The following is a 12,989-nucleotide window of genomic DNA, read 5'->3' as shown; positions in this document are numbered from 1 at the left end:
GCATTATTAGAGGGCGGTTACCTATTACCACCAAGCATGGAAATGATGAACAGGACCTATCCCCCGCCCAACTTCTAGACTATCGGCTTGTTCTAGCGCAGCTTGTAAATAGGCTTTAGCTTCCACTACAGTCGTCTGCCAATCAATATAACGAGGTCTAAGCGCAGCTAATGCGGCAGAGAGCGTACAACCAGTTCCATGCGTATTTTTTGTATTTACCCTCGGTGAGGTAAATCGCCACTCACCTTGTCTGGTAATAAGCCAGTCAGGGCTTTGTGCATCACTTAAATGACCACCTTTCATTAAAACAGCCTGACAACCTAAATCTAATAATTGATAACCTTGGCTCAGCATTTGGCTTTCAGTTTCAGCCATTTTTTGATTCAACAATACCGCAGCCTCTGGCAAATTAGGCGTAATCAAAGAAACTGTAGGTAATAATTCTTGGCGCAATGCATCAACTGCATCGGGCAGTAATAACGGATCGCCACTTTTTGCAACCATGACGGTATCGAGAACAATATAAGGAATTGAATATTGCTTTAAAGCCTCAGCAACTACAAAGATATTGCGTTGATTTGATAACATACCTATTTTAGCGCTATCGATTCGAACATCACTCAATACAGACTCAAGTTGCGCGGCAACAAATTCTTCTGGCAAATTATGGACAGACTGAACCCCAAGAGTATTTTGCGCGACCAATGCCGTAATGACACTTGTTCCATAAGCACCTAACGCAGAGAATGCTTTTAAATCTGCTTGTATACCTGCGCCCCCTGAAGGATCAGTTCCGGCTATGGTTAGCGCATTGACTCTCATTAATTGCCACTCCTATTCATATACTGGGTGATTATTTAAGTTTAGAAATCATAACCTTCAACTTTACCGTTTAACATTCTCAACGCATTTCAGTTATGAATAAAAAAGCGTATTAAATCAGATAATAAGATTTACTTGATTGTCGCACATGTTTTCACAAATACCAGTATTTCCCACTCGCTATTTTTACTGAGGGAAAACTTAATTGAAAATAGGCTAAATTTATTTGAAGGGATAGAAATTACAAATAGACATTAGGTAAATGTAGATTGGTCACACCGCGGTCACGTAATAATTGGGCAAAAGATTCAATTTCAACTTGCTTTGCCGCTGGCCAACTTGCGGCTTCGTTGGTGACACCATGATTTTGAAAGGCATTGATTTTAATTCGTGTAGACGAAGAAAGTTGACGTAAAAACGCGGCTAAAACATCAATATTTTCGAGATAATCCGTTTGATTGGGAATAAATAACAAACGTAATTCGTATAATTTTCCGGCTTGCGCTAATAAATTAATACTATCAAATACTTTCTGATTATCTCTACCCGTGAGTTTTAAGGCGCATTCATTCCCCCACGCTTTTAGGTCGATCATGACACCATCGGTATTCGGTAATACTTTATGCCATCCAGAGGATGATAAATGTCCATTACTATCAATAAAACAGGTCAAATGAGACAGAGTTGGTGACTGTTTTATCTCATTAAATAAATCGATAATAAAAGGCAGTTGTGTCGTAGCTTCCCCGCCACTGATAGTAACGCCATTGAGGAAAGCGACATTCTTCGTTAAACTTTGAATCATACTGTCGACACTAAGCTGCTTCGTCATCGGGCTGGCGTTTTTGGTACAAGTTTGCAGGCAAGTATCACATTGCTGACACGCGATGTTATCCCATACCACTTTGCCCGCAATTAAAGATAATCCACCATGTGGACAAGTGGGAACACAATCCCCACAGTCGTCACATAGCGCCATAGTATAGGGGTTGTGGCAATTCAAACAGCGCAGATTGCATCCTTGCAAAAATAGCACTTGCCGATTACCAGGCCCATCGACACAAGAAAATGGAATCAGTTTATTGAGTGTAGCGCATCGATTGCTCATGGCTTATCACTCGTTGTTGACGCGACTGAATTTTGCAATTTTTTGTTGCTTCATCCCCTAACCACGTAGTGTTATTTCTTGAACCTTCCGTTTTAAATTTCTCAATATCCGATAATCTCACCATATAGCCGGTGACGCGCACTAAATCATTGTTCGCAACGTTTGCTGTAAACTCACGCATTCCATGACTAAAGGCCCCTTTACAGAGCTGTAAAAGTGCTTGAGGATTTTGTTTGATAGTTTCATCAATAGTCAGAATATCACTGATCCCCGACACATAATATTGATGGTGAGGAGCAACTGTCATGATATGAGAAACTGGATCAGGCTCTTCACCATAAGGAATACGTGCACCTGGCGTTGTCTCACTATCAGAACTAATACCTGATTGTGCATGCAACATCGCTTTATGATTAAAGCCATATTTAACAGGAGTGGATTCAACGAAGTCCGCTAATTGTTCACTAATTTGATAAGCAAGAGGTAATGCCGGTGAGTCCGGTGCATAAAGATTTTTGGTACCCTCTTTTTCCATCAAAATATTGACCGCTTCTGCTAAGCCATAAATACCAAACATCGGGGCAAAACGTTCGGGTGCAATCAACCCTTCATGTACAAGGAAACTTGTTTGAAAGAAATTAGACTCTTCGTATAAGAAAGCCGTTCGTTTCTCAATCAATTCCATTTGCAGGTCACAATACTTTTTCAATTGCACAGTTAAAAAATCGGTAGAATTTTCACTACGCAAGGCGACCTCGCGTAAATTGATACGCACCAACGTGCTACCGCCCCCTGCTATAGGAAGTGAATTATAACAACTAACTATGCCATAACCTTTTTCATCAAACGCTGCGCTGTGAATAATATCGTTAGCTATATGCGGTTTGCTACATTCACAAATATTTTCGATAGCCTGTAAAAATAGCGATTCAGGCGTGCGTTGTGGGTGATATACAAAGGTTAAATTTGGTGCGACTTGTTTAAGTTCAGCATCGATGCGTAAAATCAGACGACAAATAATATTATCTTCAGGCCCAATATTGGCATGCATAAAGGCATCAGGTAGCGTGCGATCGAGCATGACCCAAAACCGTTTTAGCTTAGGATATAGTTGTTCTTCAGTATAATTTGCAACGTATGGCATTAACAATCGATCTAAATACCCAAGAAAAACTGGAAATCCGGTTACTGAAGGCACGTGATGATACAGGATCATCAAATGATTAAGTGCATCATCAAAATCTTCCGCTGGTGCTAATTCTAGATAGGCAGAACCCAGTTGTAGAAAACGCTCATAATCAGGCAGTACATAGCGAGGTTTATACGGCGCATGACCTTCATACATGTCACAAATAACACGTGTATCCAAAGCAGTTTTCAACGGTTCGCTTAATGCTAAATAAGGAATATTATTTTCAGCTTCTAATGCCAGAAAATTAGCTTTCTGTTTTGGCGATAACAAGGTATCAGTAGCAATGGACAAACACTTGGCTTGGTATTCGGTTAATACGTCGTGACGCTTCATCATATCAATGCCTCTGTACTTTTAATTGGCGCTTAAAAGCGCTAATACAATCAAAATCAACATTGCAGCAAGAACCTACTGCTCATTGCTGCTACTTAATATCACCATTTCAGCGCATTGCTACTTGCTAGTATTTGATTTGAATCATCATTACTGGAGTTGCTCTCAATTTATTTTTTAAATTGACGCATTTATTGGTTTCTTTGACTTAAATGGGTAGACAACAAGAGACTTACATTCATTTTTAGGTAATAAACTATTTTGACGCGTTTTTTAAACCATTGTGCTACATAATGCAATAAATGCTGTCATCTTCCATTTATCTTATTTAAAATAATGTTTATTCATAATAATTACAAAAATGCTAATATAATCATTATTAGCAAGCCGATTATCTTCATCAATATAAAATTTTTATCCAAAAGATAAACAAGACGGATTTACAATGAGAGTAACTAAAAATATACAATCAGTAGTCGCTAAATCACTACTCGTGACGACTATCATCTGCACATCGTCAACTGCATTAGCTGAAGAGCAGTCCACAGGGCTATGGGACAAATTTACTAATAATGTTAGTACGACTTGGCAGTCTGACAACTACGAACTTTATGTTCCTGCTTTCACATGGCATAACCGCTTTACTTACGATAAAAAGAAAACGGATAGCTACAATGAACAACCATGGGGCATTGGTTTCGGTAAATATCGTTTTGATGAAGATAATGATTGGCACGCCCTATACGCGATGATGTTTAAAGATTCACATAATAAATTTGAGCCTATTGTCGGATATGGCTTCCAAAAAATGTGGATACCCGGTGAGCTAGATGGTTTTCGCATGGGTGCGGGTTTTACATTAAGTATTACAGCTCGTGATGATTATCACTATATTCCCATACCTGTTCCACTGCCATTAGTGTCAGTGGAATATGATAGGCTATCTCTACAAGCAACCTATATTCCTGGTACCTACAATAACGGTAACGTGTTATTTGCCTGGTTACGCTGGCAGTGGTGATCTTAATTAAATAAAAAATGGCCGGAGATTAAATCTACCGGCCATTTTTTTATTTTACATTTCAAGCACTTTTATTTTGCCGTATCATCAGCTAAATTTTGTTTTTTAGTTCCTGAAAACTGATAACCAATCCACAGTACCGCAATCCACAATGGCATAATCAGCACTGAGACTCGTAATCCATCCATCATCAAAATAATGATAAGGATCAGCGAAAGGAAAGCTAAGCACAAGTAATTTCCATAGGGATACCAAATACTTTTAAACTTAGTTTTAACCCCATCCTTGTCCATTGCAGCTCTAAATTTCAAGTTAGAAATACAAATCATAATCCAGTTGATCACTAACGTGGTCACCACTAAGGACATCAATAACTCAAAGGCACGCCCTTCCATCACAAAGTTTATTAAAATACCACCCGAGGTCGCAATACCTGAAATAACTAAAGCCATGACAGGTACACCGCCTTTATTGACTTTCGCCATAAACTTAGGGGCATTACCTTGTTGAGCAAGGCCATATAACATGCGGCTAGTGCAATACGCACCACTGTTATAAACCGACAGTGCCGCAATTAATATCACCACATTCAATGCGTTTGCTACAAGCAAGTCACCTAGCTCGTGGAATATCAACACAAATGGACTGGTTTTTCCATCAAGGTCGACCCATGGAAATAGCGCCAGTAACACAGCAAGTGAACCGATATAAAATATTAAAATACGGTAAACAACTTGATTAATCGCTTTAGGAATGCTTTTTTCTGGATCTTCCGCTTCAGCGGCGGTGATCCCGACGAGTTCTAATCCACCGAAAGAGAACATTATGATGGCGAGAGCCATAAATAAACCCATAGAGCCTTTAGCAAAAAATCCGCCATATTCCCATAAGTTACTGACTTTCGCTTGAGGGCCACCATGACCACTAAACAATAAATAACAACCAAAAATAATCATTGCCACAACAGCGACAACTTTAATCAATGCAAACCAGAATTCAGTTTCGCCATAAGAACGAACATTCACTAAATTTATGGCATTTACCGCAATAAAAAAGACAGCCGCAGAAACCCAAATAGGGAGTTCTGGCCACCAATGTTGCATATATTTGCCTGCGGCTGTCAGTTCTGTCATTCCAACTAGAATAAACATTACCCAGTAATTCCAACCGGATAAGAAGCCTGCAAAACCACCCCAATATTTATATGCAAAATGACTAAATGAACCTGCAACGGGCTCTTGTACAATCATTTCCCCTAACTGACGCATGATCAGAAAGGCAATAAAACCACACAATGCATATCCTAACAATACAGATGGCCCTGCCATTTGTATTGTTGTCGCTATTCCAAGAAACAGCCCTGTACCAACAGCGCCCCCCAAAGCAATCAATTGGATGTGTCTATTTTTTAATCCACGCTTTAGCGTTTGTTGCTGTTGCGCCATAACTTTACCCTTTTCGTCCTGTTACTTGCTTGTTATCGTCCAAAGTCGTGATAATCGATAAGTTTATTTGAATTCTCTGATTAACACTACTTAAAAGCTGATTTAGTCCTTGTCTTTATTTTTCATAATATTACACAATAGCCATTATTGATAATGATGACGACAAAATATCAGCATGGCGTATTAAAAAACAAATTCAAAACGGTAACAAGTCTGTTATGCGACAGATACCAAAGATAAAATTCTCCCCCCCCTGATCGCAGAGGCTATCCATGGCTAAAAGATAAAGAAATACACAGATAATGATGATACTCACGATAAATACTAGCTTTCTTCCAAACACCGATATTCCTTAAAACTTTCACTGATGATTTTTCTTACTCAAATGATTACAATGTTAAAACTTCAGAAGCTTTAGTTGGTATCACTTAAGAATCACCTGTAATACATTCAGAAAATGAATACTACCCTAAGCCCTTGATTGAAATTTGAGGAAAATGAGCATTTCACGTATTTTCATAAAATAACTGTTCATTTTAACCGCAATCAAGCATTAACTTATTCTGATTGTGCTTTTTTTATTCAAAAAATGGATGATACCGCACAAGCAGCCTTTGTCATGGTGAAATGAAGTTGTGTATACTTCGGTTACCGTAAAACTAGAAATAATTTGAGATGCCACAAGATAATCATTTAGCACTTGTCTATGCTTTGAGTAAATGGATAGAAGAACACTTAGGCCGAGTTATTCACTTAGAAGAGCTTGCCGCCTACTCTGGCTATTCACTTTGGCATATGCAAAAAATATTCAAAGAAGTGACTGGAATTTCGTTGGGAAAATATATTCGCCAACGTCGCCTCGCTGGCGCAGTTAACCTACTAAGAAACAGTACCCAATCTATTTTTGATATTGCCTTAGATTTTGGATTTGGTTCACAATCACATTTTACTTACATGTTCCGTAAAGAATATGACATTACACCATTTGATTTTAGACAAAATGAGCAAATTTATTTAGAAGTTAAGCAACCTTTACATCTAACCCATGAATACGAGTGAATATGTTTAATCGCATTAAAATCCCCTGTCTGACATTTTAATGCGCTAAGCCATCATCATTTCCATGGGACAAGAAGCGATCATAATAGTATTGAGCCACAGCAGTAATAAACAATGGATATTGAACAAGCGCTTTAAAACGTGCTGTTCAATCACACTTATTACTACACGACAGTTCTGTGTCAATTTACATTTTTAATATTTAGAGTAAGGTATTTGGATAAAAACTCTCAATTATAGGAGGCGTTGATGTCTATCAAACTAGTCGCTATTGATTTAGATGGTACCTTGCTAAATTCGCTACACCAAATATCCCCAGCAGTTAAAGCCGCTATCGCGCAAGCTAAACAAAAAGGCATACAGGTCATTCTCGCTTCCGGCCGTCCTTATACCGGCATTCAACCCTATCTAAAAGAGCTTGGCCTTGATACTGCAAATGATTATTGCATCAGCAATAACGGTAGTGTCATCCATCAAGCCCATGATGGTAGCCACTTAGTTGAAAACCTATTAGATTTTGCTGACTATCTTTACTTTGAAGAGCTATCACGAAATATTGGTGTTCATTTACACGCCCTTGCAGATAATACAATGTTTACGGCTAATCGACATATAAGTCACTATACTATTCATGATGCTTATTTAACTAACTCTCCGCTTGTTTACTGCCCAGTTAATGAGATGGAATCATCGCTAAAATTTACCAAAATCATGATGATTGATTGCCCAGAAAAATTAGACATCGGTATCAGTTATATTCCAGAAAATACGTACGAAAATTACTCATTAATTAAAACTAGCCCCTATTACCTCGAAATATCGAACAACACGTCAAATAAAGGGACTGCGCTACAAGTTATCTGTGAAAAACTGGGTATCACTCCAGATAAAGTCATGAGTATTGGTGACCAAAATAACGACATTCAAATGCTAAAGTATGCGAGTGTTTCAGTTGCGATGGGTAATTCACAGGAACATATTCAAAAATTGGCTAAGTTTGTGACAGAAACGAATGATGATGACGGCGTTGCCATCGCAATCAATAAATTTATTAATCCCGAAAACCAATAACGTTGACAATCATTATCACGCTCGTATTAACGAGCGTTTTACGGTGAAAACGACTAACTTAATTAATGTGCTTTTTATTTGAATACTGACGTGTTGCAATATAGCAAGTGATAGAGCCTATAGTCACCATAAGCACCCCCTGCCAAAATCCTAACGTCAACGCAGTACTGAGTAATATTGATGAAAAAGCCGTTGATATAACAGGAGTAAAATAAGATAGCGTCCCTAAAAAAGCAACATTGCCTTTGATAACCGCTAAAGTCCAAAGTGCATTCGCCCCACCCGTTGCAATTGAAGCTAATATCAATAAAGAAACACTGTTAAATGTGACATTAAATACGGTTGGCTCTTCAAATAGATACAAACCCCAAAGCCCTAATGATGTCATCATGAAAAATAACACCATTCCATTATGACCACCTGAAATTCGTTTAGTTACATTGCTATAAAAAGACCATAAAATGGCACCAATAAAGGCTAAAAGATAACAAAGCGGGTTACTTTTAATATTATTAATAATTGCATCAAACGAGATAGGCTGATCGCCAGAAATAACCCAGAGCAACCCCGAGAATGCCAAAACTAAACCAATAGACAGTAATACTGTAAATCGTTGTCGATTAAAAAAGACCGCCAAAGCGATAGTAAAACTCGGCCATAGATAGTTCACCATACCTAATTCTATCGCTTGTTGTCGATTATTGGCTAACCCTAACGCTAAAACAAAGCAAATCTCATAACTGATAAAGAGTAATGAACCCCAAAATAAATAGCGTTTTGGGTAAAGGCTTATTTTAGGTAACCCCATCACTACCATTAAGACAATAGTCCCAGTGGTATAAACTAATGCAGCACCGCCAACTGGACCAAAATTTTCACTCACATTACGTATTAATCCAACCATGGTACTCCACAATAAGATGGATATTACGCCGTAAAATGTTGCTGCATGCTGCCCTAATTTCATGTTGTTCTCGACTGTCTTTCTAATCCGCTAAGATAATAATATTGTCATATAAAAAAACCTTAAAGCTCAATAGATTATTAATCAAGCATTTTCACTAAGGTTATTTTTAAAATAGATAAAATTAGATAGAAGGCACATAACAACAGAGCGGCTATTATGGTTTAATGAATAATACTAATGATCACCAATCTAAAAATATTAATATTTTTTTAATCATAAAAAACTGCGCCCCAAAAGCGACTATTCCACTGTTGAGGCGCAATACAAAATAATACTAATCGGATATACTTCCACGGCTATTTTACTGACTAGTCTCTTTTTTTATCCACTGCTCCACTTGTTCTTTTTCCCAAATCCCATCTTCAAATTGTTTTTTCAATTCAGGGTGCTGGTTAATATCAAAGGTGGGTACCTTTCCATCACTTAATTGCTGGTTATAATCTTTCGCTAATTTAAACGCAATTCCAGATAACAAAAGAATCGCAATTAAATTAGTAATCGCCATTAGCCCCATAGACAGATCTGCGAGTTTCCATATCAGTGGCATTTCAGCTAATGCACCAAACATCACCATACCTAAGGCTGCTAAGCGAAAAATAAATAAGCCTGCTGTATGATTATTTTCCAAGAAAATCATATTGCTTTCTGCATAGGCATAATTAGCAATAATAGATGTAAAGGCAAAGAAAAATATTGCGACTGCAATGAAAGTGGAACCCCAACTGCCTACTGCAGAAGAAAGTGCGAGTTGCGTTAGCTCTATTCCATTAATGTTATCAAGAGGGCCTTCTAATACTCCGGAAGATAGGATAATAATCGCCGTTGCACTACAGATAACGATGGTATCCATAAATACACCCAGCATTTGCACATAGCCTTGTGAGGCAGGATGTGGAGGATAAGGTGATGCCGAAGCCGCCGCATTAGGTGCCGACCCCATACCAGCCTCATTTGAAAATAAGCCACGTTGAATACCTTGTGTCATTGCTTGGGCTACGCCATACCCTACCGCCCCACCAGCCGCCTCTTGCAATCCAAATGCATTACGGATAATCAACATGAAAACTTCAGGCAAACGGTCAATATGATGCCCCACGACCCAAAATGCTAATATTAAATAAGCTAGAGCCATTACTGGAACAACTAATTCAGCAACTTTGGCAATTGATTTTAATCCGCCAAAAATAACAATCCCACTTAAAAAAACCAAGCCTATTCCAACGTAAAGCGGGTTAAAATCAAATGCCACTGCAGTTGCTTGCGCGATTGAATTAGCTTGAACAGCATTGAACACTAATCCAAATGCAATAATAAGAAATATAGAAAACAATACCCCCATCCATCTTTGGTTTAAGCCTTTTTGCATATAATACGAAGGCCCGCCTCGATAATTTCCCTGATCATCTTTAGTTTTATATAGCTGAGCCAAAGTACACTCAACGAAAGAAGTTGCCATGCCAAGTAATGCAACAACCCACATCCAAAAAATTGCACCTGGTCCACCCGCAGTAAGTGCAATAGCAACGCCAGTTAAATTGCCCGTTCCCACCCTAGCCGCAAGGCTCGTGCAAAGTGCTTGAAATGAAGAAATACCTGCTTTATCTGACTTTTTACTGTTTTTTAAAACACCAAACATATGGCTAAAGTGTCTTATTTGAATAAATCCAGATCTAATCGTGAAGTACAGGCCTGCTCCAAGTAATAAATAAATAAGCAATGACCCCCAAATAATATTACTCAGTGAGTTTATATATTCTATCAAATTACGCTCCTTTTTTATTGAATCAACTAATAAAATATCTAGTTGATAATTATTTCGCTCCATATTAGCCAATATCTAAAACGCATAAACCATGAATGCAACTTTAAATTAAAAATAAAAAACACCATCCTTCAGCAAGGGGTCGAAATTATATTCTTTTATCTTTCTTGTAAATTTATTTTTGTTTTTATTATTAAACTAATTTCTTAACTTTTAATTAAATATAACATAATCCCGCAAGCATAAAGAAAAAAATACTTAATTTTCAAATTTCTACACAACTCCAAACCTTCACACACACAACAAAAATCAAACGTTTGATTTTTAGCTATTTTTTTAATCAAATAACAAGTATGATTAATAACTTTAACTAACTCATAGCTTTCATATTCAAAAAAAATAAGTAATAAATTAGTTTTTCATTTTAATTAAAGCACTAACTTCACACTAAATAAATTATTTAAATTCAGTTGAGCACTATTATTGAAATTATAAATAAAAATAAAAATTAATATTAAAATCCCAACTCTATATTTATTATTCTTTTTTGTATCATCTAAATAAGATTATTGCTTATAACTAATGATAACAATACACTGAGTAAAATTTAGTTTTTAGATAAAGGGTTAAAAAATGGAAATTAACATTAAAGTTTCAGATGACTCCGTTTCAAAACTGACCGAAAAAGCTTATGACCTTTTCACTGCTGAGTTGAAAGCCAGAGTATTAGAAGTCTATCCGAGTAGTAATTTAAAAGTGACTCATGATTGCGGACCAACAACCTTTACAACAAGTGGTTTTCATGATGACAAAGAAGCACATATCGTTTTGCATGAGTTAGTCGAAGACGTATTAAAGCATGGCTACTGGTCAAAAGCGTAATTCCAATATCGTAGCCAAATTCTTGCAAACTCTTTCATGAGGGCAATTTGGCTACCTTTTAAGAAAGGTACGACAATTCTTCTCTATTCGCCAATCCTAATAAGCCCCACGTTAGTATCCAACGATAGTATCCATCGCTGATCAAAATCATATTTTCCTTTAACTTCTCAAGAGACCTCATAAATTCTCTGTATTTTTATTCGTTATATGCTAAAGTATATAACGTAATTTTCATTACATTGCTTTTGCTAATTATGGCAGCCAGTATTTATACTGGCTTTTTTTTATGAAATCATGCTAAAAATCCTCTTCCTACCCCCTTTTAGGGCTATTCTGCTATAGTAGTTTATCGTTATCATTTAAAGTTAACATTCATTGAGTACAAACTAGAGGTATTACTATGAAGCGTTTATTACTGGCTTTATGCCTAACTCCTGCCCTTGCTATAGCAAGCAATGCCCCACTAAATATAAGCGAATTGGCAAGCGATTATTGCGATATTACAGGTCAAACGCTAAGTGAAGCATACAGCACGGATAAAAGCAGTAGTGAATTAACCCGTAATACAATTGAACGCTTAAAAAGCGAAAAGGTTGATTTAGCCAAATTAGAAACTCTCGAAACAGATCTACGCCAAAATTTAGCAACAGCTATAGATACTGTACGCGCGAACAAATCTCAATTTGCCAATAAAGCAGATTTCATGACATCTCTAAATGATTCAATTTCAGCATGCAAAATTCAAACTGAATTACTTTTAAACAAGCCTTAATTGAACATATAAAAATAGTGCCCAAAATACTCAGGGCACTATTTTCATGTTTGGTATATAAATTTATGATTTTTTATCAGTGTCCTGACATAAATTATCGATTGCTAATTTGATTTCTGGCGTTTCACTCACCAATAATTGGTCATGCTCTGAAAATGCCCCAGACTGCACATCAATATTTGCCACAAAAGGTAAAAATTCAGTTTGTGAAGCAAGTCGATATAACCCGCAAACCCGATAACTTTCCCCTTCCTTATACTGGTTTTTTTGTGCTATTTTCACATTATCAAATATAACAGACTCTGTTGAAGCAAGTTTTTTCTCAACGCGTTGTTGTGCAGCTTTTTTAATATCAGAATCACCAATACTGGTAAAATATTGGTAAGAAAATGTACCTAACGCCAACAATACAACGATTAGTAGCTTAGTTTTTATTCGTTTCAACGTTCAGTCCTTCTTGCAGAATGAGAAATGGCCTAAATTATAATAGTATCACCCCTTTGATGATGAACAAAATGAGCCATTAATCCACCCGCTCCTACCTTATCTGTCAAT

Annotated in this window: 13 protein-coding genes; 5 read left to right on the top strand and 8 right to left on the bottom strand. The window is 37.1% G+C overall.

From position 1 onward, the window contains the following. Positions 1 to 24: 24 nt before the first annotated feature. From thiD to DD649_RS08105, 3 genes are all read right to left on the bottom strand, one after another. On the bottom strand, positions 25 to 822 hold the full coding sequence (gene thiD, locus DD649_RS08115) for a bifunctional hydroxymethylpyrimidine kinase/phosphomethylpyrimidine kinase (protein ID WP_336429892.1): 798 nt from the start codon (positions 820 to 822) through the stop codon (positions 25 to 27). Between the two features lie 241 nt (positions 823 to 1,063). After that, positions 1,064 to 1,930 (bottom strand): YjjW family glycine radical enzyme activase, encoded by an 867-nt coding sequence (locus DD649_RS08110; RefSeq protein ID WP_294105748.1) that lies wholly within the window; start codon positions 1,928 to 1,930, stop codon positions 1,064 to 1,066. After that, on the bottom strand, positions 1,902 to 3,458 hold the full coding sequence (locus DD649_RS08105; RefSeq protein WP_294105745.1) for a YjjI family glycine radical enzyme: 1,557 nt from the start codon (positions 3,456 to 3,458) through the stop codon (positions 1,902 to 1,904). Before DD649_RS08105 ends, DD649_RS08110 begins: the two co-directional genes overlap by 29 nt. 442 nt (positions 3,459 to 3,900) lie before the next feature. Here DD649_RS08105 and pagP point away from each other — a divergent pair, with 442 nt between their 5' ends. After that, positions 3,901 to 4,476: a lipid IV(A) palmitoyltransferase PagP gene (gene pagP / locus DD649_RS08100; RefSeq protein ID WP_336429888.1), complete on the top strand. Its 576-nt coding sequence runs from the start codon at positions 3,901 to 3,903 to the stop codon at positions 4,474 to 4,476. A 71-nt stretch (positions 4,477 to 4,547) separates the two neighbouring features. Here the strand turns inward: pagP and DD649_RS08095 are convergent, their stop codons facing one another. Both DD649_RS08095 and mgrB read right to left on the bottom strand, forming a co-directional pair. After that, positions 4,548 to 5,921 carry an amino acid permease gene (locus tag DD649_RS08095; RefSeq protein WP_294105739.1) on the bottom strand — a complete coding sequence of 458 codons (1,374 nt, stop codon included), beginning with the start codon at positions 5,919 to 5,921 and terminating at the stop codon, positions 4,548 to 4,550. A 196-nt stretch (positions 5,922 to 6,117) separates the two neighbouring features. Beyond that, complete coding sequence (mgrB, locus tag DD649_RS08090) at positions 6,118 to 6,237, bottom strand: PhoP/PhoQ regulator MgrB (RefSeq protein WP_336430112.1); 120 nt, start codon at positions 6,235 to 6,237, stop codon at positions 6,118 to 6,120. Positions 6,238 to 6,596: 359 nt separating this feature from the next. Between mgrB and DD649_RS08085 the strand changes: the two genes are divergently transcribed. Together DD649_RS08085 and yidA are read left to right on the top strand one after the other, a co-directional pair. Next, complete coding sequence (locus DD649_RS08085) at positions 6,597 to 6,980, top strand: helix-turn-helix domain-containing protein (protein WP_336429886.1); 384 nt, start codon at positions 6,597 to 6,599, stop codon at positions 6,978 to 6,980. 249 nt (positions 6,981 to 7,229) lie between these two features. Continuing rightward, entirely contained in the window at positions 7,230 to 8,051 is an 822-nt protein-coding gene (yidA, locus tag DD649_RS08080) for a sugar-phosphatase (RefSeq protein ID WP_294105737.1), read from the top strand. A gap of 58 nt (positions 8,052 to 8,109) precedes the next feature. On the opposite strand, the gene yddG is transcribed toward yidA, so the two are convergent. Together yddG and DD649_RS08070 are read right to left on the bottom strand one after the other, a co-directional pair. After that, the gene (gene yddG, locus DD649_RS08075; RefSeq protein WP_294105734.1) at positions 8,110 to 9,018 is read right to left on the bottom strand and encodes an aromatic amino acid DMT transporter YddG; all 909 of its coding nucleotides are present in this window, start codon (positions 9,016 to 9,018) and stop codon (positions 8,110 to 8,112) included. Between the two features lie 301 nt (positions 9,019 to 9,319). Then, entirely contained in the window at positions 9,320 to 10,780 is a 1,461-nt protein-coding gene (locus DD649_RS08070) for a sodium:alanine symporter family protein (RefSeq protein ID WP_294105730.1), read from the bottom strand. A 633-nt stretch (positions 10,781 to 11,413) separates the two neighbouring features. Here DD649_RS08070 and DD649_RS08065 point away from each other — a divergent pair. Both DD649_RS08065 and DD649_RS08060 read left to right on the top strand, forming a co-directional pair. Further along, positions 11,414 to 11,662, top strand: coding sequence for a penicillin-binding protein (locus DD649_RS08065; protein ID WP_294105727.1), 249 nt, complete (start codon positions 11,414 to 11,416; stop codon positions 11,660 to 11,662). 400 nt (positions 11,663 to 12,062) lie between these two features. Next, positions 12,063 to 12,434: a hypothetical protein gene (locus DD649_RS08060; protein ID WP_294105725.1), complete on the top strand. Its 372-nt coding sequence runs from the start codon at positions 12,063 to 12,065 to the stop codon at positions 12,432 to 12,434. A 63-nt stretch (positions 12,435 to 12,497) separates the two neighbouring features. Here the strand turns inward: DD649_RS08060 and DD649_RS08055 are convergent, their stop codons facing one another. Then, positions 12,498 to 12,878, bottom strand: coding sequence for a hypothetical protein (locus DD649_RS08055; RefSeq protein ID WP_294105722.1), 381 nt, complete (start codon positions 12,876 to 12,878; stop codon positions 12,498 to 12,500). Between the last annotated feature and the right edge of the window lie 111 nt (positions 12,879 to 12,989).

It is taken from the genome of Providencia sp., from assembly GCF_003533305.1.
GTDB lineage: Bacteria > Pseudomonadota > Gammaproteobacteria > Enterobacterales > Enterobacteriaceae > Providencia.
Note: the sequence above shows the minus strand (reverse complement) of the source record. Positions and strands in the feature narration are given on the sequence as shown.

What these genes read in the sequence shown, in the direction of transcription:
- thiD (WP_336429892.1), bottom strand. Translation starts at nt 822, where the DNA reads ATGAGAGTCAATGCGCTAACCATAGCCGGAACTGATCCTTCAGGGGGC.
- DD649_RS08110 (WP_294105748.1), bottom strand. Translation starts at nt 1,930, where the DNA reads ATGAGCAATCGATGCGCTACACTCAATAAACTGATTCCATTTTCTTGT.
- DD649_RS08105 (WP_294105745.1), bottom strand. Translation starts at nt 3,458, where the DNA reads ATGATGAAGCGTCACGACGTATTAACCGAATACCAAGCCAAGTGTTTG.
- pagP (WP_336429888.1), top strand. Translation starts at nt 3,901, where the DNA reads ATGAGAGTAACTAAAAATATACAATCAGTAGTCGCTAAATCACTACTC.
- DD649_RS08095 (WP_294105739.1), bottom strand. Translation starts at nt 5,921, where the DNA reads ATGGCGCAACAGCAACAAACGCTAAAGCGTGGATTAAAAAATAGACAC.
- DD649_RS08085 (WP_336429886.1), top strand. Translation starts at nt 6,597, where the DNA reads ATGCCACAAGATAATCATTTAGCACTTGTCTATGCTTTGAGTAAATGG.
- yidA (WP_294105737.1), top strand. Translation starts at nt 7,230, where the DNA reads ATGTCTATCAAACTAGTCGCTATTGATTTAGATGGTACCTTGCTAAAT.
- yddG (WP_294105734.1), bottom strand. Translation starts at nt 9,018, where the DNA reads ATGAAATTAGGGCAGCATGCAGCAACATTTTACGGCGTAATATCCATC.
- DD649_RS08065 (WP_294105727.1), top strand. Translation starts at nt 11,414, where the DNA reads ATGGAAATTAACATTAAAGTTTCAGATGACTCCGTTTCAAAACTGACC.
- DD649_RS08060 (WP_294105725.1), top strand. Translation starts at nt 12,063, where the DNA reads ATGAAGCGTTTATTACTGGCTTTATGCCTAACTCCTGCCCTTGCTATA.